Here is a 24,490-nt window from a genome sequence, read left to right on the forward strand (position 1 = left end):
GTTCGGAAACGGCCGCGCGGCGCGCGGCACGATCGATGGGCAATTCAGTGGTCGGCATCGGCCACGCGCGCCTGCGCGGCAGCCAGGCTCGCGCCGCCGGGCGGCGTGTCGGCGTCGGGCGCCGCGGCATCGCGTGCGCGCGCCGGCGCGCGCGCGGCGGTGTCGGCGCCCGCCGCAGGCTTGTCGGCCGACGACGATGCCGGATCGGCCGCATGGCCGGCCGGTTTGTCGGCTGCGCGCGGCGCAGCCTCGGCGGGCTTTTCCGCGGCCTTGTCGGCCCGCTCGGCCGGTTTGTCGGCCACCTTGTCGGTCGCCGGCTTCGCCGCCCGTTCGCCCTTGTCCGTTGCCGGCTCGACATGCGCCGCGCGAATCGCGGCCATCGGCGCGACGGCCGGCTCGACGCCCGCAGCTGCAGTAGCAGCCGCAACGGTTGCCGCCGGCACCGCGCCGGCCGCCCGGGCCTCGCGCGCCGCCGCACGTTCCTTCCGCTCGGGCGAGCGCAGGTCGAGCGCTTCCTGCACGCCCTTCACGCCCGGCACGATCTCGGGTTCGACATGCTTGGACCCACGCGCGTTTTTCGAGCGCTTCGGCTTCGCGGCCAGCATCGGCGCGGCCGCCATCACTTCGTCGAGTGCCTTCTTCGCGGCGGCCTGCTCGGCCGCGCGCCGGCTCGCGCCGGAACCCGATACCTTCACGTCCAGCTTCGGCACCGTGCACTCGACCTCGAACTGCTGATTGTGCGCCGCACCATGCGTCGCGACGACCGTATAGGTGGGCAGCGCGATCTTGTGCCCCTGCAGGTATTCCTGCAGCAGCGTCTTCGCGTCCTTGCCGAGCGTGCGCGGATCGATGTGGTCGAGAATCGGGATATAGAGGCGCTTGATGACCCCTTGGGCGGCTTCGAAGCCGCCATCGAGGAATACGGCCCCGATGATGGCTTCGAACGCGTCCGCGAGGATCGACGGGCGGCGGAACCCGCCGCTGCGCAACTCGCCCTCGCCCAGCCGCAAGCCGTCCGAAATATTCAGGGCCTGAGCAATTTCGTACAGCGACTGCTGTTTGACGAGGTTGGCGCGTACGCGCGACAGGTCACCTTCGTCCAGCTTGCCGAACCGCTGGAACAAAAGGGCGGCCACCGCGCAATTCAGAACGGAATCGCCGAGAAACTCGAGCCGTTCGTTGTGCGTGGCACTGTGACTGCGATGGGTCAAAGCCTGGCGCAACAATTCCGCATTGCGAAATTCGTAGCGCAGCCGGCTTTCCAACTGGGATGAGGGCATGTGCAGGAGTATAACGCGGGCGCCCGGTCGGGCCGAAACGGCACGGCCGGACACGAAAAGGCGTGACGAGGCGGTGTTACCGCCGGTTCTTAAAGTCGTTCGGCACGACGCGACGCGGCCCGTGCGTCGCGTCGTGCGTGTACATCGAAGGCGGTCAGTTGAAGGAACCGATGCGCTTCAGGTCGCCGAAGTTCATCCAGATGAAGAACGCGCGGCCGACGATGTTCTGGTCCGGCACGAAACCCCAGTAGCGGCTGTCCGCGCTGTTGTCGCGGTTGTCGCCCATCATGAAGTAATGACCGGGCGGCACCTTGCAGATCACGCCGCGGCTGTTGTACGTGCAGTTGTCGCGATACGGATAGTCGTATGCGCCCATCACGAACGGCGGCACGGCCGGGTTGTTGAGGATCGCGTTCTTCTTGGTGCCGATCGTTTCCTCGAACTGCTTCGCGTAATTCTGGCGCTCGTCGTCGAAGAAATCGGGCAGCGGCGTTTCCGGCACCGGCTGGCCGTTGATCGTCAGCTGCTTGTCCTGGTACGCGACCGTGTCGCCCGGCAGGCCGATCACGCGCTTGATGTAGTCGACCGACTCGTCCTTCGGATAGCGGAACACGACGACGTCGCCGCGCGACAGCGGACTGCCCTGCGTGATCTTCGTGTTGGTGACCGGCAGGCGCAGCCCGTACTCGAACTTGTTGACGAGGATGAAGTCGCCGACGAGCAACGTCGGCACCATCGAGCCCGACGGAATCTTGAACGGCTCGACGATGAACGAACGCACGACGAACACGGCCAGGATCACCGGGAAGAAGCTTGCCGTGTACTCGAGCCACCACGGCTGGCGCAGCTTTTCGTCACGCAGCTTCGACCGCGTCTGCGTCGCGTTTTCGTCCGCGAAACGCTTGTCGATGCGCGACTGCTGGCGATCGAACTCCTCGATCGCCGAGTCGGCCGCCTTGCGACGCCGCGGCAGGAACACCAGTTTGTCCAACACCCACGCTACGCCCGTCACGACGACGAGCACAAAAAGAATCAGCGCAAAATTCATAAAAGGATCAGTCCTGTTATTTGTCTTCGACGCGCAAGATCGCGAGGAACGCCTCCTGCGGGATCTCGACCGAACCCACCTGCTTCATGCGTTTCTTACCTTCTTTCTGCTTCTCGAGCAGTTTCTTCTTCCGCGTGATGTCGCCGCCGTAGCACTTCGCGAGCACGTTCTTGCGCAGTGCCTTGATGTTCTCGCGCGCAACGATGTGCGCGCCAATCGCGGCCTGGATCGCCACGTCGTACATCTGGCGCGGAATGATCTCGCGCATCTTCGCGGCGACTTCACGGCCGCGATATTGAGACTGCGACCGGTGCACGATGATCGACAGCGCATCGACCTTGTCGCCGTTGATCAGCATGTCGACCTTCACGACGTCCGACGAACGGTATTCCTTGAACTCGTAGTCCATCGACGCATAGCCGCGCGACACCGACTTCAGGCGATCGAAGAAGTCGAGCACGATCTCGGCCATCGGGATCTCGTACGTGAGCTGCACCTGGCGGCCGTGATACTGCATGTTGATCTGCGAGCCGCGCTTCTGCTCGCACAGCGTGATCACCGAGCCCACGTAGTCCTGCGGCATGTACAGGTTCACGGTAACGATCGGCTCGCGGACTTCGGCGATGCGACCCGGATCCGGCATCTTCGCCGGGTTCTCGACCATGATCTTCGAGCCGTCGCTCTGCACGACCTCGTAGACGACCGTCGGGGCGGTCGTGATGAGGTCCATGTCGAACTCGCGCTCGAGCCGCTCCTGCACGATTTCCATGTGCAGCAGCCCGAGGAAGCCGCAGCGGAAACCGAAGCCGAGCGCCTGCGACACTTCCGGCTCGTACTGCAGCGAGGCGTCGTTCAGCTTCAGCTTCTCGAGCGATTCGCGCAGCGCGTCGTACTGGTTCGCCTCGACCGGATACAGCCCCGCGAACACCTGCGGCTTCACTTCCTTGAAGCCCGGCAGCGGCTCGGCGGCGGGCTTGGTCGCGTGCGTGACGGTATCACCGACCTTCGCGGCCGTCAGTTCCTTGATGCCGGCGATGATGAAGCCCACCTGCCCGGCCGACAGCGACTCGAGATTGCGCGACTTCGGCGTGAACACGCCGACGTGCTCGACCGGATACTGCGCGCCGGTCGCCATCATCTTGATCTTGTCCTTCGGGCGCAGCGTGCCGTTGACGATGCGCACGAGCATCACGACGCCGACGTAGTTGTCGAACCACGAATCGATGATCAGCGCCTGCAGCGGCGCGGCCGGATCGCCCTTCGGCGGCGGCACCTTCGCAATCAGCGACTCGAGCACGTCTTCCACGCCGAGGCCCGTCTTCGCGCTGCAGCGCGTCGCGTCGGTCGCGTCGATGCCGATCACGTCCTCGATCTCCTCGATCGCGTTCTCGGGGTTCGCGGCCGGCAGGTCGATCTTGTTCAGCACCGGCACGACCTCGACGCCGAGCTCGATCGCCGTGTAGCAGTTCGCGACCGTCTGCGCCTCGACGCCCTGGCTCGCATCGACGACCAGCAGCGCGCCTTCGCACGCGGACAGCGAACGGCTGACCTCGTACGAGAAGTCGACGTGCCCCGGCGTGTCGATCAGGTTCAGGTTGTAGACCTTGCCGTCGCGGGCGCGATAGGACAATGCGGCCGTCTGTGCCTTGATCGTGATGCCGCGCTCGCGCTCGATATCCATCGAGTCGAGCACCTGCGCTTCCATTTCACGGTCGGCGAGGCCGCCGCATACCTGGATGATGCGATCCGCGAGTGTCGACTTGCCATGGTCGATGTGCGCGATGATCGAGAAATTGCGAATATGATCCATTCAGTGCCGATCAAGCGAAAAAGGCGCGCTCGACGACTGCGGAGCACGCCTTGTGTAAGTCGGTGAAAAAACGGCTTATTTTAGCCGAAAAGGCTTACGCCGGGCGGGATTTCGGACGCCCGCCCCGCGGGAGCCGGCGGCGCGCCCGCCGGATCAAACCCCGTATGAAGCGGCACGGGGCCGCGGCAAGCCAGGCTCAACGCCGGGCCGCCAGCGCGCCGCGCACCCGGGCGTCGTCGAACCGGTGGCGGCACACTTCCGCGCCGTCCAGCAGCAGCACCGGCACGTCCTCGTCGTAACGCGCGACGAGCGCCGCATCGGTGTCGATGTCGACGTAGTCGACCGAGACGCCGAATTCGGCCGCCACCGGCGCCAGTGCGTCGCGCATGTCGTCGCACAGGTGGCACCAGCCGCGGCCGTAGAGCGTGAACATCGGCGCGTTACTTCTGGGTCGCGCGCGGCCGCACCGGCACGAACTGCGTGTTGTCGCCGCGCCGCACGAGCACCGCGACCGCCTTCTGCGGATCGAGCTGCGCGATCACGTCGGCGAACTGCTTCGCGTTCGCGATGTCGATGTCGCCGACGCGCAGCACGATGTCGCCGCGCTGCAGGCCCGCACGGGCGGCCGGGCCGTCGACGCCATCGATCTGCACGCCGTTCTTCAGCTTCAGCGTCTTCAGTTGCTCCGCCGTCAGGTCGCTGACCGTCAGGCCGAGCGAATTGGCCTGACGCGGCTTCTGCGGCGCGTTCTTGCGCTGCTCGGCCTTCGCCGTCGACTCGGCCGGTGTCTCGGCGATCGTGATCGGCAGATCGCGTGCCTGACCCTTGCGCCACACGCTGACCGTCGCCTTCGTGCCGGGCTTCGTGTCGCCGACCATGCGCGGCAGGTCCGACGCCGCCTCGACCGGACGACCGTTGAACTTCAGGATAATGTCGCCCGGCTGGATGCCGGCCTTGTCGGCCGGGCCGCCCGGCTCGACGCTGCTGACGAGCGCGCCTTCGGCCTTCGGCAGCCCGATCGAGTCGGCCACGTCCTTCGTCACCTCGCCGATCGCCACCGCGATCCGGCCGCGCGTGACCTTGCCGGTCGCCTTCAGCTGGTCGGCCACGCGCATCGCCTCGTCGATCGGAATCGCGAACGAAATGCCCATGAAGCCGCCAGTGCGGCTGTAGATCTGCGAGTTGATGCCGATCACCTCGCCCTGCATGTTGATCAGCGGCCCGCCCGAGTTGCCGGGGTTCACGGCGACGTCGGTCTGGATGAACGGCAGGTAGTCGCCCGTGTTGCGGCTCTTCGAGCTGACGATGCCGGCCGTGACCGTGTTGTCGAGGCCGAACGGCGAACCGATCGCGACGACCCACTCGCCGACGCGCACCTTGTTCGAATCGCCGATCGCGACGACCGGCAGGTTCGACGCCTGGATCTTGACGACCGCGACGTCCGTGCGGTCGTCGACGCCGATCAGCTTCGCCTTGAATTCGCGCTTGTCGGTCAGCGTCACGTAGATGGTGTCCGCATCGTCGACGACGTGCGCATTGGTCATCACGTAACCGTCGGCCGACACGATGAAGCCCGAGCCGACGCCGCGGTTCTGCTCGGTGTCGGGCCCATTGTCCGGCGCCGGCGCGTTCTTCGGGTTGCTGCCGTTGCCGCCGCCGTTGCCGGGCGCCTGCGGCAGCGGAATGCCGAAGAAGCGCCGGAAGAATTCCGACATGTCGCCGTTGTCGAAGCCGGGCGGGAGCACGCCGCGCGGGCCGGGTACCGGCACGTTCGCGGTGGTCCGGATGTTCACGACCGCGGGGCCCACCTTTTCGACGAGGTCGGCGAAATCGGGCAGGCTGGCAGCGGGAGGCGTGACAGCGACAGCGGTTTGCGGGACGAGCGGCAGGCAGGCACACAGCGCCGCCGCCGCGAGCACTTTGCGCAGCGTGAGTTTCGTCATGTCGGGAGCCGTAGCGTTACTTGGAAGCCTTGTATTCTATGGCAGACGCGAACTGCTGCAACGTTGCCGGCGGCACTTCGCCGAGCACGGTGATCCAGTAGTCGCCGCGGCGCTTCACGAGAACGTGCGTGGCGCCGGTGCTGCCCGCGCCTTCCTTGCGCGTGTTTTTCTCGGCCGGCTCGATGAAGACCGAGACCGTCGCGAGGCCGTCGGTGAAGACGGCCTGGTCGACCGGGATCGGCGGATCGCCCGCATCGCGCGCGGCCATCGGCCGGCGCACTTCACGAATCTTCTGGAAGCCGGCGACGCTCGGCGCGAGCTGCCAGCCCTGCGCTTCCATGTCGACCGTCGCGACCGGCGGACGCACGACCGTCCAGCCGCCCAGGTTGCGCATGCCCGCTGCGATCGCAGCCTTGTCGCCACTTGCGCCGCCCGTCTGCACTTGCGAGAACGCGATCTGCTCGAGCACGCGATCGTTCGCGTCGAGCGTCTGCGAACGCAGCAGCAGCCCGGTGCGCGCGTCGGCCCACAGCTTGTACGTGAAACGGTACGCGTCCTTCGGCACGAGCTCGACGACTTGTGCGTCGATCCCGGCCACGCGGTCCTTGCCGAGCGACTTCGCATCGTAGACGGACATCACGTGCTCGCCGCTCGCGCCGAGCAGCGCGGGGAACGAATCGCGCGTCTGACGGCGCTCGACCACGCACAGCTTGCGCTCGGGCACGAACGTGTACAACTCGTCGTTGTGCCGCAGCAGTTTGCGCGGCTTGCCGTCGAGCGTTTCGATCCGCTCGAACTCGCCGTCGCGGGACGAGACGTGCGCGATGCGCGACGACTGCACGTATCCGCCGCGCTGGTAGACGAACGTACCTTCGTAGCTCTGCTGCTGCGCGGCCTGCTGGACGCGGTCGAGCCAGTCCGCGGCGCCCTTGCGGGTCGCGACGGGATCGTCCGGTTGCTGGGCGCTGGCGGGAAGGGATTGAACGGACAACAGGGCGGCTGCGCAAAGCAGGAGGGCCGGCAGCCGCTTCCATCCGGAGATGGCGTGATTCAACTGCAATGTCCGCATCGGGTTTATTGGCCTGGCGTGGTGGTCACGGCAGCGCGGATCAGCGGCATCGAACCCGTGACGACGGGCTGCTGCGCGAATTGCTGGTGCGCTTCAAGATATTGGTCGAGGCTCGCGTCGCGAATGATGTTGACGTCCTGCAGGCCCGGCTGGGCCGATGCCTGCGCAACCGTCACGCGCTGCAGGTTGCCGCTCTGCGGCGCGCCTGCCGACGCGACCTGAACGGCGCCCGGCGCACCGGCCGTCTGCATCTGCGGGACGACGATCCACGTCAGCGTGGCGGCCGCGGCGGCCACCGCGAACGCGGGCACGACACGGCGGCGCAGCGACAGCAGCTTGCGCGCGACCGGTGCAGCCGCCGGCGCCAGCAGGTGCGGCTCGCTTTCGAGCGCCGCCGACATGCGCGCGGTGAACGCGACGCTCAGCGCGGGCGGCAGCGCGAGCTCGTCCGAGCGCAGCGCATCGCCAATCAGATGGTAATGGGCCCACACGGCGCGATCCGCGCGGTCGAGCTCAGCCAGAAACTGCCCGTGATCCGGGCCATCGAACATTTCGCCGTCGACCAGCGCGGAAAGGCGCTCGCCGCGCGAGCACGCTTGCGATTGCGTATTGACCGACCCCATGATGCTCCCCATCTTGCACACCCCGTCGTGACTTCACGACTCTATCCGTAACTAGACCCCGACCCGCGTCGTTCCGCCCGTCGCGCTTACCAGCGCTTGCCTTCGGGCGTATCGAGCAGCGGACGCAATTTGGCAGCGATTGCTTCGCGCGCGCGGAAGATCCGCGACCGGACCGTCCCGATCGGACAGCCCATCATTTCCGCGATCTCTTCGTAGCTCAGGCCCTCGATCTCGCGCAGCGTGATTGCCTGGCGCAGTTCTTCGGGCAGCAGAGCCATTGCAGCGTTGACCGTCTCGGCAATCTGCTTGCTCATCAACATCGACTCAGGCGTGTTGATATCCCTTAGTTGGTCTGCGTCGGAGAAAGTTTCCGCTTCCTCCGCATCGGCCTCGGTCGAGGTCGGCGCCCGGCGGCCTTGCGTCGCAAGGTAGTTCTTCGCCGTGTTGACGGCAATTCGGTACAACCACGTATAGAACGCCGATTCGCCGCGGAATTGCGGCAGCGCACGATACGCCTTGATGAACGCGTCCTGGGCCACGTCCTCGACCTCGGCGGGATCCCGCACGAGGCGCGAGATCAGCCGAATGATCTTGCGGTGGTATTTGGAGACCAGGAGTTCGAACGCCGCCTTGTCGCCCTTCTGTACGCGCTCGACCAGAGCCTGATCGATTTCTTTTTCACTCACCTGACAAATCCGTTAACTAGGGATGCAACGCGGAGCGTTATTGTAGCGTTCCGGCGCCGGCCGCTGGTTACGGTCGGTAACCGCGCGGCCGTCATGCCCGCGCCGCCGCCCCGGCCGTTCTCGCCAGCACCGACAGCGCACTGAACGACGCGGCATCGAGCGCGTCGGCCGGAATCAGCAGCGGCCGCGCGCGCCGGGCACCCTGCCCGACCGACAGCACCAGCAGCAGGCTGCTCCAGTGCGCATGGCCCGTCACACGGCCGCGGGCCAGCAAGCGCCCGGTGCGGCCAAACGCCGCAATCTCCCCGAACGCATCGATTTGCAGCTCGGCCGGCAGCCGGCGGGCGCAAGCCCGCGCCGCGCATACGGCCAGCAGCGCCGCCGTCACAGCCGCCACGCCTGCGCCGGCGGCAGCGCCCGCGCGCGGCGCCCAGAACAGGTACGCCGATGCGGCAGCCGACGCGACGAACGCGGCCAGCACGAGATACGACACGGCCGAGGCCCGCAACGCAAAGCGCTGCGGACGCCCGGCCGGAGCATCGAATGGACTCGTCAAGCGATTCGACGTCAGACGCGCTTGAACACCAGCGTGCCGTTGGTCCCGCCGAAGCCGAAGTTGTTCTTCACGGCCACGTCGATCTTCATGTCACGCGCGGTGTTCGCGCAGTAATCGAGATCGCACTCGGGGTCCTGGTTGAAGATGTTGATGGTCGGCGGCGACACGTTGTTGTGCAGCGCCAGCACCGTGAACACCGATTCGAGGCCGCCCGCGCCACCCAGCAGGTGGCCCGTCATCGACTTCGTCGAGTTCACGACGAGCTTGTACGCGTGCTCGCCGAACGCCGCCTTCACCGCGTCGGACTCGTTCTTGTCGCCCAGCGGCGTGGACGTGCCATGCGCGTTCAGGTACTGGACCTCGTCGGCGTTCATGCCGGCGTCGCGCAGGGCCGCGACCATGCAGCGGCGCGGACCATCCATGTTCGGCGCGGTCATGTGGTACGCGTCGCCCGTCATGCCGAAGCCTGCGACTTCCGCATAGATCTTCGCGCCGCGCGCCTTCGCCGCCTCGTACTCTTCGAGCACCATCACGCCGGAACCCTCGCCCAGCACGAAGCCGTCGCGGTCCTTGTCCCACGGACGCGACGCGGTCGCCGGATCGTCGTTGCGGGTCGACAGCGCGCGTGCTGCCGCGAAACCGCCGATGCCGAGCGGCGAGACCGTCGATTCGGCGCCGCCCGCGACCATCACGTCGGCGTCGCCGGCCTGGATCAGGCGCGCGGCGAGGCCGATGGAGTGCAGGCCGGTCGTGCAGGCCGTGACGGCCGCGAGGTTCGGGCCCTTCAGGCCGAACATGATGCTCAGGTGACCCGAGATCATGTTGATGATCGAACCCGGCACGAAGAACGGCGAAATCCGGCGCGCGCCGCGATCGACGTAGGTCTGGTGCGTATCCTCGATCATCGGCAGGCCGCCGATGCCGGAACCGACCAGCACGCCGATGCGTTCCGCGTTGGCTTCGGTCACTTCCAGCCCGCTGTCCCGGATGGCCTGGACGCCGGCGGCGATGCCGTAATGGATGAACGTATCCATGTTCCGGGCTTCCTTCGCCGGGATGTACTCCTCGGCGCTGAAACCCTTCACTTCGCCCGCGAAATGGCAGGCGAGGTTCGACGCATCGAACTTCGTGACGGTGGCGATACCGGACTTGCCGGCGACGAGATTGGCCCAGCCGTCGGCAACATTATTGCCAACAGGCGAAATCAGCCCCAGGCCTGTAACGACAACACGACGGCGGCTCACGGTAACCTCTTTTCCATTATTGGATGACAAAAACAAAAGCCACAGTGGCCACAGGAACCAGCCCTGCGAGCCCTGTGGCTGTTAGTCCGTCCGGCGCGGAGCCGGCAGGATGGCGCGTCAATCGCGATGATCGCGGCGACGTGGCGGACAAGCGCGAAAGGCGCTTACGCCTTGACGTTTGCGCGAGCGTAGTCGATCGCTTGCTGAACGGTCGTGATCTTCTCTGCTTCTTCGTCCGGGATTTCCATGCCGAACTCGTCTTCCAGAGCCATCACCAGTTCGACCGTGTCGAGCGAATCGGCGCCCAGGTCGTTCACGAACGAAGCTTCGTTCTTGATCTCGGCTTCCGCGACGCCCAGTTGCTCAGCGACGATCTTCTTGACACGTTGTTCGATGTTGTCCATTACCCCTCCGAGGGAAAGTTCAGATTTACAAGTGCGCGCATTTTATCAGGTTTGCTGACGGCAAAACGCGCGTTGGCTTGATGGTCGATCAAGCGCCGGTCCGCCTGAAAAACGGGATACGGCGCGGATGGTAAACGAAAACCGTTACGACATGTACATGCCGCCGTTCACGTGCAGCGTCGTACCGGTGATGTAACCGGCCTGCGGCGATGCGAGGAACGCGACGGCATGGGCGATGTCCTCCGGGCTGCCGAGGCGGCCGAGCGGAATCTGGGTCTTGAGCGCGGCCTGCTGTTCTTCCGGCAGCGTCTTCGTCATGTCGGTGTCGATGAAGCCCGGCGCCACGCAGTTCACGGTGATGCCGCGGCTGCCGATCTCGCGCGCGAGCGCCCGCGTCATGCCCGCGACGCCGGCCTTCGCGGCCGCGTAGTTGACCTGACCCGGATTGCCGGCCGAGCCGACCACCGACGTGATGTTGATGATACGGCCGCCGCGCGCCTTCATCATCGGGCGCAGCACCGCACGCGACAGGCGGAACACCGACTTCAGGTTGGTGTCGATCACCGCGTCCCAGTCCTCGTCCTTCATCCGCATCGCGAGCTGGTCCTGCGTGATGCCCGCGTTGTTGACGAGCACGTTCAGCGCGCCGAATTCCTTCACGGCCGCATCGATCAGCGCCTCGGCGGCTGCCGCGTCGTTGACGTTCAGCACCGCGCCGCGGCCCGTGACGCCCGCTTCCGCGAACGCCGCGGTGATCGCGGCGGCGCCCGATTCGCTCGTCGCCGTGCCGATCACCGTCGCGCCCAGGCGCGCGAGTTCGAGCGCGATCGAACGGCCGATGCCGCGCGACGCGCCGGTCACGATCGCAACCTGTTTATCGAGAGTCTTGTCCATGAATCGAATATCCGTTGCTTGGGAAAAGGCGCCGCGTCAGGCGGTCGCGAGCTTGAGCGCTTCGTCGAGCGAAGCCGGATCGAACACCGACGCGCCGACCAGGTTGCCGTCGATGCGCTTCGTCAGGCCGGCCAGCACCTTGCCCGGACCGCATTCGATCACGTGCGTGACGCCCGTGCCGGCGATGTGCCGCACGCACTCGACCCAGCGCACCGGGCCTGCGGCCTGGCGCACCAGCGCATCCTTGATCGCGGCCGGATCGCTGACCACGGCGACGTCGATGTTGTTGACGACCGGAATCTGCGGCGCCTTCACGTCGACGTTCGCGAGATAGTCGCGCAGCTGGTCCGACGCCGGCTTGAGCAGCGACGAATGGAACGGCGCCGACACCGGCAGCGGCAGCGCGCGCTTCGCGCCCTTCGCCTTCGCGATCTCGCATGCCTTTTCCACCGCGGCCTTGCTGCCGGCGATCACGACCTGCGCGGGCGCATTGAAGTTCACCGCTTCGACGACGCCCGCTTCCGCGGCTTCGGCGCACACCGCGCGCACCGTGTCGTCGTCGAGGCCCAAGATCGCGGCCATGCCGCCCTGGCCGACCGGCACGGCCGTCTGCATCGCCTGCGCACGGAAGCGCACGAGCGGCACCGCGTCCTTGAACGCAAGCGCGCCGGCCGCGACGAGCGCCGTGTATTCGCCGAGGCTGTGGCCGGCGACGATCGACGGCGCCGGGCCGCCTGCCTGCTGCCACGCGCGGTAGCACGCGTATGCGGCGGTCAGCATCACGGGCTGCGTGTTGGCGGTCAGGTTCAGCTCTTCGGCCGGACCTTCGGCGATCAGCTTGCCGAGATCCTGATTGAGCGCATCGGACGCTTCCTGGAGCGTCTCGCGCACGACGGCCAGATCGGCGAATGCGTTGAGCATGCCGATCGCTTGCGAGCCCTGCCCCGGAAAAACGAATGCAAATTTCATATCGTCCCCAATTGAATCGATTCGGACGGCGCGCACGAACGGCGCGCCGACGGGATCCGCGCGCGGCTTGTCGCGCGCCGCGGATCAGAAGCGGAAGACCGACGCGCCCCAGGTGAAGCCGCCGCCGACGCCTTCGATCAGCACGTGTTGGCCACGCTGGATGCGGCCGTCACGCACCGCGGCGTCGAGCGCCAGCGGGATCGACGCCGCCGACGTGTTGCCGTGCTGGTCGACCGTCACGACCATGCGCTCCTGCGGCAGGCCGAGCTTGCGGCAGGTGCTGGTCATGATGCGGATGTTGGCCTGGTGCGGAATCAGCCAGTCGATTTGCTCGGGCGCGAGATTCGCCTTCGCGAGCGCTTCGATCGCGACCTTTTCGAGCACGTTGACCGCGAGCTTGAATACGGCCTGCCCGTCCATGTGCAGGAATGCGCTGCCGTCGATCACGCCGCGATTGACGTTGCCCGGCGTGCATAGGATGTTCGAGTAGCTGCCGTCCGCGTGCAGCGCGCTGCCGAGCACGCCCGGTTCTTCCGACGCGGACAGGATCACCGCGCCCGCGCCGTCGCCGAACAGCACGCAGGTCGTGCGGTCCTTGAAGTCGAGAATGCGCGAGAACGTCTCCGCGCCGACGATCAGCGCGGTGCGGTGCTGGCCGCTGCGGATGAAGCTGTCGGCCGTGGCCATCGCATACGCGAAACCCGAGCATACGGCCTGCACGTCGAATGCCGCACCGCCGTTCTTGATGCCGAGCTTGTTCTGCAGCAGGCACGCGGTGCTCGGGAACACGAAATCGGGGGTCGAAGTCGCGACGATGATCAGGTCGATCGACTGCGGATCGATACCGGCCGCTTCGATCGCACGACGCGACGCCTCGAGCGCGAGATCGCTCGTCGCGACGTCGGGTGCGGCGAAATGGCGCGCGTGGATGCCCGTGCGCGCGACGATCCATTCGTCGCTGGTCTCGATGCCTTCCTTCGCAAGACGATCGGTCAACTGCTGGTTCGTGACGCGGTCGGGCGGCAGGTAGCTGCCCGTGCCGAGCACGCGGGAATAGAGAGTCGATTGGGCCATTTATGCTTTAGAGGATTGCGCAGCGGAAGGTTCGGCGTGATGGCCTGCGGCCGGGCTTGCCTGGCCCGCGCCGCCCGCGTCGTGTCCGCCATCGCCGAGCGACACTGAATTATCCGCCATCGCGCGCGCGAGGCGCTCCAGCACCCCGTTTTTGACGGCATCATACCCGCGTTTGATCGCCCACTCAAACGCGTACGCGTCGGCCGAACCGTGGCTCTTGATCACGAGGCTCTTCAGCCCCAGCAGCGCCGCGCCGTTGTACTGGCGGTGGTCGACGCGCTTCTTGAAACGCATCAGCACCGGCAGCGCGAGCAACGCCATCAGCCTCGACATCAGCGAACGGCCGAACTCCTCGCGGATGATGTTCGACAGCATCTGCGCGAGCCCTTCGGACGTCTTCAGCGCGACGTTGCCGACGAAGCCGTCGCACACGATCACGTCGACGGTGCCCTTGTAGATGTCGTTGCCTTCCACGTTGCCGCGGAAATTGAGCGTGCTGGCGCGCAGCAGCTCGCCTGCGCGCTTGATCGTCTCGTTGCCCTTGATGACCTCTTCGCCGATGTTCAGCAGGCCGATCGTCGGGCGCTCCTTGCCTTCGAGCGCGGCCACGAGCGCGTGCCCCATCTCCGCGAACTGCAGCAGGTGCTGCGGCTCGCAGTCGACGTTCGCGCCGAGGTCCAGCATCATCGTGTAGCCGGTCGGGTTCGGCAGCGCGGACGCGATCGCGGGCCGCTCGATGCCGGGCAGCGTCTTGAGCACGTAACGGGAAACGGCCATCAGCGCGCCGGTATTGCCGGCCGAGATGCAGGCCTGCGCAGCGCCTTCCTTGACGTGGTTGAGCGCGACGCGCATCGAAGAATCCTTCTTCTTGCGCAGCGCCACTTCGACAGGATCGTCCATCGCCACGACTTCGGTGGCGGGCACGATGGTCAACGCGGGATCGTCGAGGGCTTTCAGCTTCTTCAGCTGAGCGCGAATCGCGCTTTCGATGCCGACGAGCATCAGGTGCGCATCGGGATGCGCGCGGACGAACTTGACTGCCGCGGGAACGGTCACGGACGGGCCGTGGTCGCCTCCCATGCAATCGATTGTGAGCTTTACGGTCATGGAATGCGACGAATTTCAGGCACAAAAAAGCGGCAGTTGAATGCCGCCTTTTTGTTGAGCCAGGAAAGTGTCAAGCGAACCAGTTGTCACGCGAACGGCGAGCGTAGCGCGCAACGCGTGACTTGACGCTTAGTCGTTCTTCGTCTTGACGACTTTCTTGCCGCGATAGTAGCCGTTCGGGCTGACGTGGTGACGCAGATGCACTTCACCCGTGCTCGGCTCGACTGCCAGCGGCGCTGCCGTCAGGAAATCGTGCGAACGATGCATGCCGCGCTTCGACGGCGACTTCTTGTTTTGCTGGACTGCCATGACTAACTCCTAAATAATTTTCCGGATTCTAACACAGCCCGATCCGGCGCTTAACTACCCTGGCCCAAAGCCCTACGCCTTCCCGCGCCACAACTGCTTAGTGTTTCTTGGTGCCGTCACCGTCCTTCTTCAACGCTTGCAGCGCTGCGAACGGATTCGGCCGTTTGCCTTCGTCCCCGGCTTCGTCGGACTCCTCGTCCGCCGCTTCCGCGGGACCGCTCGCGCCCGACACGAGGCTTTCGTGAACTGCCGGGCAAACCTCGTGCTTGGGCACGAGCGGCAACGAAAGCAGCAATTCCTCTTCGATCAAGTCGACGAGATCGAACTGGCGTGAGCCCACGATCACATCGGCTTCATCGTCGTCGAGCGGAAATTCCTCAGCTTCTTCTTCGGTCGCGACGACCCGGTACGTCATGTCGACGTCGAACGTCTGATCGTACGGCGTCACGCAGCGCTGGCACGTGAGCCACGCATGGCCGTGCACCGCGAGGCGCAGATACGGCTGCTGCCCGTCGGCGCCGTCGTCCTGCAACTCCTTCTGCGTGAACCCTTCCGCCTGCCACGTGAAGACCGTGTCGCGATCTGGCGCGTCCGTCGGCACTTCGTTTAACATGCGCGGCAGTTGCGAGAGGCGCACCGCCCCGGCTGCCTGCCGCCCGCTGCGGGCGAACTCGAACAGGTCGACCGCGTGCGGATCGAGCGCCGCCGCAGGTTTGCCAGAAGAAGTGTTCATGTGCGCTCCTGCCTACAGGCTGACTTGCGGATCCGGCTTGGCACCGCTCGCGTACGGCTCATCGAAGGATGACGTACTTTACTTCCGAAGACCCGGCAGGCGCCACCACAACGAAAGCCTGCCGACGAAAAGCGGGAAAGCATACCTGTTTTACCTTTTGCGGTCAATCACTTAAGCTTGCGTCCGCGCAACGCCGCGCCACACCTGACGACTCACCGATCCAACCGACCATGCCGGATACCGTTTGCCGCCCGCCGCGGCTGATTCTTGCCTCCAGTTCCCGCTACCGCCGCGCGCTCCTCGAGCGCCTCGGCGTGCCCTTCGACGTGGTGTCGCCCGACCTCGACGAAACCCCGCTCGCCGGCGAAACGCCGGCCGCGACCGCGCTGCGCCTCGCCAGCGCGAAGGCGCGGGCCGTGGCCGCGACGATCGATGCGCCGGACGGCGTGCTCGTGATCGGGTCGGACCAGGTCGCGACCTTCGACGGGCACCAGATCGGCAAGCCCGGCACGCACGAGCGCGCGCTCGCGCAGCTCATGTCGATGCAGGGCCGCGAAGTCGAATTCCACAGTGCGCTCTGCCTGTACGACAGCCGCACCGACGACGCGCAGGTCGAGGACATCGTCACGCACGTGCGCTTCCGTTCGCTGCCCGAAGCCGAACTCGACGCCTACCTGCGCGCGGAAACGCCGTACGACGTGGCCGGCAGCGCGAAGTCCGAAGGGCTCGGCATCGCGCTGCTCGACGCGATCGACTCGGACGACCCGACCGCGCTCGTCGGCCTGCCGCTGATCGCCCTCACGCGGATGCTGCGCGCCGCCGACTACCCGCTGTTTGCCGCCACCCGAGGAGACCGCGCATGACCGCCGGCACGCTTTATCTGGTCCCGAACACGCTCGGCGAAGGCGACGAATCGATGCTCGCCGCCGTGCTGCCCGCCGCCGTGCAGGCGCGCGCCGGCACGCTCGGCTATTACATCGGCGAGAACGCGAAAACGACGCGCGCGTTTCTGAAGAAGATCGGCACGACGCGGCCGATCCAGGAAATCGAGATCAGCGAGCTGAACGTCAATACGCCGGCCGGCGCCATCGACCGGCTGCTCGCGCCCGTGCTGGCCGGCGCGGACGCGGGCCTCGTGTCGGAAGCCGGCTGCCCGGCCGTCGCCGACCCCGGCGCGCTGCTGGTGCGCCGCGCGCACGAGCGCGGCGTGAAGGTCGTGCCGCTCGTCGGGCCGAGTTCGATCCTGCTCGCGCTGATGGCGTCGGGCCTGAACGGCCAGAGCTTCGCGTTCAACGGCTATCTGCCGGTCGATGCGGCCGCGCGCGCGAAACGGCTGCGCGAACTCGAGCAACTGTCGCGCAAGGCGCGCCAGACGCAGATATTCATCGAAACGCCGTACCGGAATCACGCGATGCTCGACACGCTGGTCGCGACCTGCGCGCCGTCGACGCAGATCTGCGTCGCGGCCGACCTGACCCTCGCGACCGAAACGATCGCGAGCCGCACGGTGGCCGACTGGAAAAAAGCGCCTGCGCCGAATCTGCACAAGCGCCCCGCGATCTTCCTGCTGCTCGCGAATTGATGCCGCGAACGGCGATCCGCCAGCCAGATGAAAGGCGGGCCGTCGCGGCCCGCCGATTGCCGTCAGCCGTCAGCGCAGGCTGACCGACGCGCCGCCGGCCGTCAGCGCCTTCATCGCGGCGCCGCCGACGGCCGCGCCGAACTTGCGCGCGACGCGATTCGTCAGGCTTTCCTTCACCGTGTAGTCGACCAGATCCGGCGCCTTCAGCACGTCGCGTGCGACCGTGTCGGTCGTGCCGTAGCCGTCGGCGAGGCCCAGTTCGACGCTCTTTTCGCCGGTCCAGAACAGGCCCGAGAACATGTCGGGCGTCTCGTGCAGCCGCTTGCCGCGGCCATCCTTCACCGCCTTGATGAACTGCGCATGCACCTGGTCGAGCAGTGCCTGCGCGTGCGCGTCCATCTTCGGCGTTTCCGGCGAGAACGGATCGTAGAAGCCCTTGTTTTCGCCCGACGTGTGCAGGCGCCGCTCGACGCCGAGCTTGCCCATCAGCCCGGTGAAGCCGAACCCGTCCATCAGCACGCCGATCGACCCGACGATGCTCGCCTTGTCGACGAAGATCTTGTCGGCGGCGGACGCGATGTAATAGCCGCCCGACGCGCACATGTCGGTCACGACGACGTACAGCGGCTTGTCCGGATACTTGCCGCGCAACCGCCGGATCTCGTCGTAGACCATCCCGGCCTGCACCGGGCTGCCGCCCGGGCTGTTGATCCGCAGCACGACGCCGACCGTGCCGTCGTCGTCGAAGGCGGCGTCGAGCGCCGTGTTGATGTCGTCGGCGTTCGCGTTGACGCCGGCCGCGATCTCGCCGTCGATCGTCACGAGCGCCGTATGCCGCCCGCTCGCCGAAAACTTCGAATCGCTCGAGAAATCGATCAGCGCAAACGCGAACAGCACGAACACGCCGAGAAACGCGAAGCGGAAGAAGATCTTCCAGCGCCGTGCCGCGCGCTGCTCCTTGACGGCCGCGAGCGCGATCCGCTCGAGCGCCGCGCGCTCCCAGCTCGGTTCACGGCTGTCGGGACGGGAGGAGGAATCCGGGGAATTCGGTTGGTCGGCCATGCAGTAGTGTCGTCAATCGGTCGTGGCGGAAGTGGCAGGATGCAGGTCCGCATCGGGCACCCAGAATACCGCACGGCCGTCGGGCGTGTCGCGCTCGTCGACCTCGACCGGTCGCAGGCGGCCGCCGCGGCACGGGCCGCCGACGCACTTGCCGGTATCCGGCGCGTAGATCGCGCCGTGCGTCGCGCACATCAGATAGAGGCCCGACGACTCGAAGAACTGCCCTTCGGCCCAGTCGAGCTCCATCGGCACGTGCGCGCAGCGGTTCAGGTAGCCGTACGCGCGGCCGTCGTAACGCACGAAGAACACGACGGCCTGCTCGCCGCGCAGCGTCGCGTCGACGCGCACGCCGACGCCGCCGTCGGTCAGCGCGTCGGACGCGCATACGCGCACGGCGTCCGGCGCCGCGCTCATGCGTGCTCCCGCAGCCAGGCGGCCAGCGCGCCGACGTCCGGCGCGACGAAGCGCGGCGTGAGCGCCGCCAGCGCATCGGCCGGGTGCGCGCCGTACGCGACGCCGACGCCGGCCGCGCCGGCGCTGGCGGCCATCTGCAGGTCGTGCGTAGTGTCGCCGATCATCACGGTGCGCGACAGGTCCTGCCCCAATTCCCGCGACAACTCGTGCAGCATCGCCGGATGCGGTTTCGAGAACGTCTCGTCCGCGCAGCGCGTCGCATCGAACCAGCTCGTCAGTTTCGACTGGTCGAGCACGCGGTTCAGCCCGACCCGCCCTTTGCCGGTTGCGACGGCGAGCAGGTAGCCCGTGTCGCGCAGTTCGGCGAGCAGCTCGCGCACGCCGGCGAACAGTTGGATGCGCTGGTCGTCGAGCAGATAGTGATAGCGATAGCGTTCGGCCAGCCGCGCATAGTCGGACGGATCGAGGGTCGGAGCCGCGATCTGCAGCGCGTCGCGCAGCCCGAGGCCGATCACGTAGCGCGAGGCCTCGTCGGACGGCGTGGGCAGACCGAGATCGCGGCATGCGGCCTGGATGCTGTGCGCGATGTGCGCAGTCGAATCCATCAGCGTGCCGTCCCAGTCGAAGACGATCAGGTCAAATTGCTGTCGAGCCATGCGTTCAGGCGGTATCGCGCAATGCGCTGAGTTGATCGAGGAAGCGCCGGCATTCGGCCGGCAACGGCGCATCGAACTGCAGCGCCTCGCCGGTCAGCGGATGCGCGAGCTTGAGGCGGTGCGCATGCAGGAACATCCGCTTCAGCGACGGCTGCGCGTTCGCGCGCGCCAGCGCCTTGTTCAGTGCGAAATCGCCATACTTCGCGTCGCCGGCGATCGGCAAGCCGAGATGCGCGAGGTGCACCCGTATCTGATGGGTCCGACCCGTTTTGAGTTCCGCTTCGACGAGCACATAGTCGGACCAGCGGTCGACGAGGTTGAACACCGTATGCGAGGCCAGCCCATCGTCCTGCACGCGCACGCGGCGCTCCCCTTCCGGGGTCGAATACTTGAACAGCGGCGCCTTCACCGCGCGGCGCCGGCCCCAGTCGGGTTGCCATTCGCCGTGCGCGCACGCGAAGTAGCGCTTGTCCATCCGGTTCTCGCGGATCTGCTCGTGCAGCGCGACGAGCGCCGTGCGCTTCTTCGCGAGCATCAGGATGCCGGACGTCTCGCGGTCGAGCCGGTGCACCAGTTCGAGGAATTTCGCGCGCGGGCGCGCCTGCCGCATCTGCTCGATCACGCCGAACGCGACGCCGCTGCCGCCGTGGACCGCGACCCCGGCCGGCTTGTCGATCACGAGCATCGCGTCGTCCTCGTACAGCACGTCGAAATTCGCGGGCGGCACGACCGGCGTGTCGGCGCGTGCGAGGTCGGCCGCGGCCACGCGCACCGGCGGCACGCGGACGAGGTCGCCCAGTTCCAGGCGGTACTGCGCGTCGATCCGGCCCTTGTTCACGCGCACTTCGCCGCTGCGCAGGATCCGGTAAATATGGCTTTTCGGCACGCCTTTACAGACGCGCAACAGGAAATTGTCGATGCGCTGACCGGCCGAGTTTTCGTCGATCTCGATCATCGATACCTGGCCGCTTGCGACCGAATTCTGGGATATTTTGCCTAACTCATTCATACTGAATATAATTTTGCCCAGCCTGACGTTGTGGGTGGCCTGATCGGCCGGCCCCGGCTGAATTGGGCAAGGCGCAAGCGCAAACCGCTATTTTACTTGCGCCGGGGGTCCGCTGCTCGCCCCTAATCAAAGAGATGCAGCAAGTTGCACGCACGGCGCCGCCCGTCGGCAAGGATCGCGCCCACAGGCGGATTCGGTCGGCAAGGCGCCGCGGTAACGGAAAGTTGGTTGAAAAGAATTTGATCGGCAGCCCGACGGCGCGCAGTGCGTCCGCAGGCTGCCGGTTGCGAAAATTACGGCGTTGCGCCCGATTTGGCCCCGCGAAGCGTGCGGGGCTTGGCGACGTCAAACCAGGGAAGTACACCCCAAGCGGGAAAGTCGGGCTGGATTCGATACTCCCCGCTGCGGCCCAAGCCGCAGCATCTGCCGCCCGTCGGCGCGCGCGACGCATTGCGCGCGCCCGTGGCAATGCCCGGACAGGCTTAGCGCGCTTTTGCAGCGTGCGGTGTGTGAACGCCGTGCTTTGAAGCCGTATTCGCAGGTGCCCTATGGCCGCCGGCCCCGTCTTTCGGGCCCAAGCGCCTCTTCAGGCAATTCTCCCCGCCAGCGTTCCCGCTCCAGCGTGCTCGTGACAACACAACAAGGTGCGGCCTGCCGTCGTTCCCGCCCTCGCGACTGACAACCGCGAGGCGCCGGCAGCGGAGCCGCCTGGAGTCGTTCATGAAACGCATGCTGTTCAATGCGACGCAGCAGGAGGAGCTGCGCGTCGCCATCGTCGATGGGCAAAAGCTCATCGACATCGACATCGAAACCGCCGGGCGCGAACAGCGCAAAGGCAATATCTACAAAGGTGTCATCACCCGTATCGAGCCGTCGCTCGAAGCGTGCTTCGTCAACTACGGCGAAGACCGCCACGGCTTCCTGCCGTTCAAGGAAGTCGCCCGCCAGTACTTCAAGGACGGCATCGACATGCGCTCCGCGCGCATTCAGGATGCGCTGCGCGAAGGCCAGGAGCTGATCGTCCAGGTCGAGAAGGAAGAGCGTGGCAACAAGGGCGCCGCCCTCACCACCTTCATCTCGCTCGCCGGCCGCTACCTCGTGCTGATGCCGAACAATCCGCGCGGCGGCGGCGTGTCGCGCCGGATCGAAGGCGACGAGCGCCAGGAACTGCGCGAAACGATGGCGCAACTGCAGATTCCGGACGGCATGAGCATGATCGCCCGTACCGCGGGCATCGGCCGCAGCGCCGAGGAACTGCAATGGGACCTGAATTACCTGCTGCAACTGTGGCGCGCGATCGAAGCGGCGTCGCAAAGCGGCAACGCCGGCCAGCCGATGCTGATCTATCTGGAATCGAGCCTCGTGATCCGCGCGATCCGGGACTATTTCCAGCCCGATATCGGCGAAATCCTGATCGACACGAACGAAATCCACGATCAGGCCCGTGCGTTCATGGACATCGTGATGCCGGACAACGTCGCGAAGGTGAAGCGCTACCACGACGACGTGCCGCTGTTCTCGCGTTTCCAGATCGAGCATCAGATCGAAACCGCGTACTCGCGCACGGTGCCGCTGCCGTCCGGTGGCGCGATCGTGATCGACCACACCGAAGCGCTCGTCGCGATCGACGTGAACTCGGCCCGCGCGACCAAGGGCGCGGACATCGAGGAAACGGCCACCCGCACGAACCTCGAAGCGGCCGACGAAGTCGCCCGCCAGCTGCGCCTGCGCGACCTCGGCGGCCTGATCGTGATCGATTTCATCGACATGGAATCGGCGAAGAGCCAGCGTGAAGTCGAGCAGCGCCTGAAGGACGCGCTCAAGCACGACCGTGCGCGCGTGCAGATGGGCAAGATCTCCCGCTTCGGCCTGATGGAGCTGTCGCGCCAGCGCCTGCGCCCGGCGCTGTCGGAAGGCAGCCACGTGACGTGCCCGCGCTGCAACGGCACCGGCCACATCCGCGATACCGAATCGTCCGCGCTGCAGGTCCTGCGGATCATTCAGGAAGAAGCGATGAAGGAAAACACCGCGGCGATCCACTGCCAGGTGCCGGTCGAGGTGACCGCCTTCCTGCTGAACGAAAAGCGTCAGGAAATCAACAAGATCGAGTCGCGCTTCAAGGTCGGCATCGTGCTGATCCCGAACAAGCACCTCGATACGCCGCACTACAAGCTCGAGCGCCTGCGTCACGACGACGCGCGCCTCGACGATCCGCGCGCATCCTGGAAGATGGCCGAGGAAGCGGCCCGCGAGCTCGAGTCGGAAACCGGCTACAGCAAGCGTGCGGCCGAAGTGAAGCCGAAGCAGGAAGCCGCGGTCAAGGGCATCACGCCCGAGCGTCCGGCACCGAGCCCGGCGCCGCAGCGTCCGGTCGAACCCGTTGCGGCCCCCGCCCCGGCGCCCGTCGCCGCGGCAAGCGGCGGCTTCATCGGCTGGCTGAAGGGCCTGTTCGGCATGTCGCCGGCACCGGCGCCCGCACCGGTTGCGCCAGCCCCGGCGAAGGAGCAGGCAGCCCGCCCGGCTCGCGAGCGCACCGAAAAGACCGAGCAGCGCGGCGGCGATCGCAACCGCAACCGTCGCGGCGGCGCCCAGCAGGCGCAAGGCGGCCGTGACCAGGCAGCCGCCGGCCGTGGCCAGCCGCAACGCCAGGAGCGCGAAGGCAAGGAAGTGCGCGAACCGCGTGAAGGCCGTGAGCCGCGCGAGGGTCGTGAGCTGCGTGAGGGCCGCGAGGGTCGCGAAAACCGCGAAGGTCGTGAAAACCGTGAGGGTCGCGAAGGCCGCGAGGGCCGTGGCCCGCGCGAAGGTCGCGAGCCGCGTGAAGCCCGTGAGCCGCGCGAACCGCGTGAAAACCGCGAACCGCGCGAGCGCGTCGAACAGCCGGAAGGCGTCGAAGCAGCCGGCCGTGGCGAGCGCCAGGAACGCGGCGAGCGTCGCGAGCGCGGCGAACGCCGCAAGCCGACCCAGCATGCGGCCACGCTCGAAACCGTCACCCGCGGCGAAAACCATCCGGAACCGGAAACCGACAAGGCTGTTGCAGAAGCCCTGCCCGGCGCGGAACTGGCAGCCGATGCGGAAGCCGGCGCACGTGACGGCGAAGAACGCCGCCGTCGCCGTCGCGGCCGCCGCGGCGGTCGTCGCGAGCGCGAGGAAGACGGCTCGGTCGACCAGGCCGAGCAAGGCGCCGAAGGCGAAGTCGCGGCGCAAGCCGCGACGCCGGTCGCGGCCGAACCGGCCCACACTGCCGCACCGGTAGTCGTCGCGGCCGCGGCCAGCGCGGTCGCCGTGGAAGCCGTCGCCGAGCAGCATGCCGCACCGGCCGCTGTCGAAGCGCAGCCGGCGCCGGCACACGCCGAAGCGGCTCCGGCCGCCCCGGTCGAGCCCGTCGTCGCCGTCCAGGCAGCAGAACCGGCACCCGTCGCACCGGCGGTCGCGGAAGCGGGCCCGGCGCCGGTCGCGGTATCGCCGACCGATGCGTTCGAAGTGCCGGCGGCCGCTCCGGTCGCTGTCGACGCGCCGCAAGCCGCGCCGGTCGCTGTCGAGGCGCCGCAAGCCGCACCGGTCGAGCCAGCCGCACCGGCCGTCGCGATCGAAGCCGCTCCGGTGGCAGTCGAACCGGCACCGGTCGAAGCAGCGCCTGTCGACGCAGCACCGGTCGAGGCCGTCGCCGCACCGGCACCGACGCCGGCTCCCGCACAACCGGCAGCCGCGCCCGCTTCGGCGAGCCTGGATGTCGTGCTGGAGCAGGCCGGTCTCGTCTGGGTGAACACGGACGCCGACAAGTTCGCGGCCGCGCAGGAAGCCGCATCGCGACTCCCGCGCCCGGCCCGCGTGCCGCGCGAACGCAAGGTGCTGCCGCCGGCCGATACGGCCCCGATGCAGCAGGTCGAAACGACGCACCACTGAACGGCGCATCGCACGACCTAGGAAAACCCCGGCCAGGCCGGTAATGCCGTTCAGTTAAGGTTCTTTCTGAGGAACCGGACAGCATAACGAGCAGGACGGGACTTGACGGCCCGAT

24 protein-coding genes are annotated in these 24,490 nt (G+C 66.9%); 3 read left to right on the forward strand and 21 right to left on the reverse strand.

The window, feature by feature from the left end; genetic code table 11:
* Positions 1-44: 44 nt before the first annotated feature.
* From rnc to J8I35_RS32825, 17 genes are all read right to left on the reverse strand, one after another.
* Positions 45-1,280 carry a ribonuclease III gene (rnc, locus tag J8I35_RS32745; RefSeq protein ID WP_209929167.1) on the reverse strand — a complete coding sequence of 412 codons (1,236 nt, stop codon included), beginning with the start codon at positions 1,278-1,280 and terminating at the stop codon, positions 45-47.
* Between the two features lie 154 nt (positions 1,281-1,434).
* Positions 1,435-2,328 carry a signal peptidase I gene (lepB, locus tag J8I35_RS32750; RefSeq protein ID WP_050011465.1) on the reverse strand — a complete coding sequence of 298 codons (894 nt, stop codon included), beginning with the start codon at positions 2,326-2,328 and terminating at the stop codon, positions 1,435-1,437.
* A 16-nt stretch (positions 2,329-2,344) separates the two neighbouring features.
* Positions 2,345-4,138: a translation elongation factor 4 gene (gene lepA, locus J8I35_RS32755; RefSeq protein WP_209929176.1), complete on the reverse strand. Its 1,794-nt coding sequence runs from the start codon at positions 4,136-4,138 to the stop codon at positions 2,345-2,347.
* A 196-nt stretch (positions 4,139-4,334) separates the two neighbouring features.
* A complete protein-coding gene (locus tag J8I35_RS32760) occupies positions 4,335-4,571 on the reverse strand; it encodes a glutaredoxin family protein (RefSeq protein ID WP_050011469.1) in 237 nt (78 codons plus the stop codon).
* Between the two features lie 7 nt (positions 4,572-4,578).
* Positions 4,579-6,081: a DegQ family serine endoprotease gene (locus J8I35_RS32765; RefSeq protein ID WP_209929178.1), complete on the reverse strand. Its 1,503-nt coding sequence runs from the start codon at positions 6,079-6,081 to the stop codon at positions 4,579-4,581.
* A gap of 16 nt (positions 6,082-6,097) precedes the next feature.
* Positions 6,098-7,150: a MucB/RseB C-terminal domain-containing protein gene (locus J8I35_RS32770; protein ID WP_050011471.1), complete on the reverse strand. Its 1,053-nt coding sequence runs from the start codon at positions 7,148-7,150 to the stop codon at positions 6,098-6,100.
* 5 nt (positions 7,151-7,155) lie between these two features.
* Complete coding sequence (locus tag J8I35_RS32775; protein ID WP_050011802.1) at positions 7,156-7,773, reverse strand: RseA family anti-sigma factor; 618 nt, start codon at positions 7,771-7,773, stop codon at positions 7,156-7,158.
* 86 nt (positions 7,774-7,859) lie between these two features.
* Entirely contained in the window at positions 7,860-8,459 is a 600-nt protein-coding gene (gene rpoE, locus J8I35_RS32780; protein ID WP_006490873.1) for an RNA polymerase sigma factor RpoE, read from the reverse strand.
* A gap of 91 nt (positions 8,460-8,550) precedes the next feature.
* Positions 8,551-9,015: a hypothetical protein gene (locus tag J8I35_RS32785; protein WP_050011473.1), complete on the reverse strand. Its 465-nt coding sequence runs from the start codon at positions 9,013-9,015 to the stop codon at positions 8,551-8,553.
* Positions 9,016-9,026: 11 nt separating this feature from the next.
* Complete coding sequence (gene fabF, locus J8I35_RS32790; RefSeq protein ID WP_050011474.1) at positions 9,027-10,259, reverse strand: beta-ketoacyl-ACP synthase II; 1,233 nt, start codon at positions 10,257-10,259, stop codon at positions 9,027-9,029.
* Positions 10,260-10,423: 164 nt separating this feature from the next.
* Positions 10,424-10,663 carry an acyl carrier protein gene (gene acpP, locus J8I35_RS32795; RefSeq protein WP_004197638.1) on the reverse strand — a complete coding sequence of 80 codons (240 nt, stop codon included), beginning with the start codon at positions 10,661-10,663 and terminating at the stop codon, positions 10,424-10,426.
* A gap of 144 nt (positions 10,664-10,807) precedes the next feature.
* Positions 10,808-11,557: a 3-oxoacyl-ACP reductase FabG gene (fabG, locus tag J8I35_RS32800; protein ID WP_209929180.1), complete on the reverse strand. Its 750-nt coding sequence runs from the start codon at positions 11,555-11,557 to the stop codon at positions 10,808-10,810.
* Between the two features lie 36 nt (positions 11,558-11,593).
* Complete coding sequence (gene fabD / locus J8I35_RS32805) at positions 11,594-12,526, reverse strand: ACP S-malonyltransferase (RefSeq protein ID WP_209929182.1); 933 nt, start codon at positions 12,524-12,526, stop codon at positions 11,594-11,596.
* An 84-nt stretch (positions 12,527-12,610) separates the two neighbouring features.
* A complete protein-coding gene (locus J8I35_RS32810; RefSeq protein ID WP_209929184.1) occupies positions 12,611-13,600 on the reverse strand; it encodes a beta-ketoacyl-ACP synthase III in 990 nt (329 codons plus the stop codon).
* The gene (gene plsX, locus J8I35_RS32815) at positions 13,601-14,707 is read right to left on the reverse strand and encodes a phosphate acyltransferase PlsX (RefSeq protein WP_124556911.1); all 1,107 of its coding nucleotides are present in this window, start codon (positions 14,705-14,707) and stop codon (positions 13,601-13,603) included.
* A 129-nt stretch (positions 14,708-14,836) separates the two neighbouring features.
* Positions 14,837-15,016, reverse strand: coding sequence for a 50S ribosomal protein L32 (gene rpmF, locus J8I35_RS32820; RefSeq protein WP_006051932.1), 180 nt, complete (start codon positions 15,014-15,016; stop codon positions 14,837-14,839).
* Between the two features lie 97 nt (positions 15,017-15,113).
* On the reverse strand, positions 15,114-15,749 hold the full coding sequence (locus J8I35_RS32825; protein ID WP_050011478.1) for a DUF177 domain-containing protein: 636 nt from the start codon (positions 15,747-15,749) through the stop codon (positions 15,114-15,116).
* A 230-nt stretch (positions 15,750-15,979) separates the two neighbouring features.
* Here J8I35_RS32825 and J8I35_RS32830 point away from each other — a divergent pair, with 230 nt between their 5' ends.
* Together J8I35_RS32830 and J8I35_RS32835 are read left to right on the forward strand one after the other, a co-directional pair.
* On the forward strand, positions 15,980-16,612 hold the full coding sequence (locus J8I35_RS32830) for a Maf-like protein (protein WP_209929186.1): 633 nt from the start codon (positions 15,980-15,982) through the stop codon (positions 16,610-16,612).
* Positions 16,609-17,331 (forward strand): SAM-dependent methyltransferase, encoded by a 723-nt coding sequence (locus tag J8I35_RS32835; protein WP_011544932.1) that lies wholly within the window; start codon positions 16,609-16,611, stop codon positions 17,329-17,331. The genes J8I35_RS32830 and J8I35_RS32835 overlap by 4 nt, the downstream gene beginning before the upstream one ends.
* A gap of 69 nt (positions 17,332-17,400) precedes the next feature.
* On the opposite strand, the gene J8I35_RS32840 is transcribed toward J8I35_RS32835, so the two are convergent.
* From J8I35_RS32840 to J8I35_RS32855, 4 genes are read right to left on the reverse strand one after another with little or no spacing between them, the layout of a single operon-like run.
* On the reverse strand, positions 17,401-18,393 hold the full coding sequence (locus J8I35_RS32840; RefSeq protein ID WP_050011480.1) for a S49 family peptidase: 993 nt from the start codon (positions 18,391-18,393) through the stop codon (positions 17,401-17,403).
* A 12-nt stretch (positions 18,394-18,405) separates the two neighbouring features.
* Complete coding sequence (locus tag J8I35_RS32845) at positions 18,406-18,807, reverse strand: Rieske 2Fe-2S domain-containing protein (protein ID WP_050011481.1); 402 nt, start codon at positions 18,805-18,807, stop codon at positions 18,406-18,408.
* Entirely contained in the window at positions 18,804-19,463 is a 660-nt protein-coding gene (locus J8I35_RS32850) for an HAD-IA family hydrolase (RefSeq protein ID WP_209929188.1), read from the reverse strand. The genes J8I35_RS32845 and J8I35_RS32850 overlap by 4 nt, the downstream gene beginning before the upstream one ends.
* Before the next feature lie 4 nt (positions 19,464-19,467).
* Positions 19,468-20,472 (reverse strand): RluA family pseudouridine synthase, encoded by a 1,005-nt coding sequence (locus J8I35_RS32855; RefSeq protein ID WP_209929190.1) that lies wholly within the window; start codon positions 20,470-20,472, stop codon positions 19,468-19,470.
* A 720-nt stretch (positions 20,473-21,192) separates the two neighbouring features.
* Between J8I35_RS32855 and J8I35_RS32860 the strand changes: the two genes are divergently transcribed.
* Positions 21,193-24,375, forward strand: coding sequence for an Rne/Rng family ribonuclease (locus J8I35_RS32860; protein ID WP_209929194.1), 3,183 nt, complete (start codon positions 21,193-21,195; stop codon positions 24,373-24,375).
* Positions 24,376-24,490 lie beyond the last annotated feature (115 nt).

This window comes from Burkholderia sp. CpTa8-5 (assembly GCF_017815045.1).
GTDB lineage: Bacteria > Pseudomonadota > Gammaproteobacteria > Burkholderiales > Burkholderiaceae > Burkholderia > Burkholderia sola.

Bases quoted from the DNA above. Each gene is read 5' to 3' on its own strand.
- lepA (WP_209929176.1), bottom strand. From the start codon at position 4,138: ATGGATCATATTCGCAATTTCTCGATCATCGCGCACATCGACCATGGC.
- fabG (WP_209929180.1), bottom strand. From the start codon at position 11,557: ATGGACAAGACTCTCGATAAACAGGTTGCGATCGTGACCGGCGCGTCG.
- J8I35_RS32775 (WP_050011802.1), bottom strand. From the start codon at position 7,773: ATGGGGTCGGTCAATACGCAATCGCAAGCGTGCTCGCGCGGCGAGCGC.
- J8I35_RS32860 (WP_209929194.1), top strand. From the start codon at position 21,193: ATGAAACGCATGCTGTTCAATGCGACGCAGCAGGAGGAGCTGCGCGTC.
- fabD (WP_209929182.1), bottom strand. From the start codon at position 12,526: ATGAAATTTGCATTCGTTTTTCCGGGGCAGGGCTCGCAAGCGATCGGC.
- J8I35_RS32770 (WP_050011471.1), bottom strand. From the start codon at position 7,150: ATGCGGACATTGCAGTTGAATCACGCCATCTCCGGATGGAAGCGGCTG.
- J8I35_RS32835 (WP_011544932.1), top strand. From the start codon at position 16,609: ATGACCGCCGGCACGCTTTATCTGGTCCCGAACACGCTCGGCGAAGGC.
- J8I35_RS32765 (WP_209929178.1), bottom strand. From the start codon at position 6,081: ATGACGAAACTCACGCTGCGCAAAGTGCTCGCGGCGGCGGCGCTGTGT.
- acpP (WP_004197638.1), bottom strand. From the start codon at position 10,663: ATGGACAACATCGAACAACGTGTCAAGAAGATCGTCGCTGAGCAACTG.
- rnc (WP_209929167.1), bottom strand. From the start codon at position 1,280: ATGCCCTCATCCCAGTTGGAAAGCCGGCTGCGCTACGAATTTCGCAAT.
- J8I35_RS32825 (WP_050011478.1), bottom strand. From the start codon at position 15,749: ATGAACACTTCTTCTGGCAAACCTGCGGCGGCGCTCGATCCGCACGCG.
- J8I35_RS32845 (WP_050011481.1), bottom strand. From the start codon at position 18,807: ATGAGCGCGGCGCCGGACGCCGTGCGCGTATGCGCGTCCGACGCGCTG.
- J8I35_RS32810 (WP_209929184.1), bottom strand. From the start codon at position 13,600: ATGGCCCAATCGACTCTCTATTCCCGCGTGCTCGGCACGGGCAGCTAC.
- J8I35_RS32855 (WP_209929190.1), bottom strand. From the start codon at position 20,472: ATGAATGAGTTAGGCAAAATATCCCAGAATTCGGTCGCAAGCGGCCAG.
- J8I35_RS32850 (WP_209929188.1), bottom strand. From the start codon at position 19,463: ATGGCTCGACAGCAATTTGACCTGATCGTCTTCGACTGGGACGGCACG.
- rpmF (WP_006051932.1), bottom strand. From the start codon at position 15,016: ATGGCAGTCCAGCAAAACAAGAAGTCGCCGTCGAAGCGCGGCATGCAT.
- J8I35_RS32830 (WP_209929186.1), top strand. From the start codon at position 15,980: ATGCCGGATACCGTTTGCCGCCCGCCGCGGCTGATTCTTGCCTCCAGT.
- lepB (WP_050011465.1), bottom strand. From the start codon at position 2,328: ATGAATTTTGCGCTGATTCTTTTTGTGCTCGTCGTCGTGACGGGCGTA.
- plsX (WP_124556911.1), bottom strand. From the start codon at position 14,707: ATGACCGTAAAGCTCACAATCGATTGCATGGGAGGCGACCACGGCCCG.
- J8I35_RS32760 (WP_050011469.1), bottom strand. From the start codon at position 4,571: ATGTTCACGCTCTACGGCCGCGGCTGGTGCCACCTGTGCGACGACATG.
- J8I35_RS32840 (WP_050011480.1), bottom strand. From the start codon at position 18,393: ATGGCCGACCAACCGAATTCCCCGGATTCCTCCTCCCGTCCCGACAGC.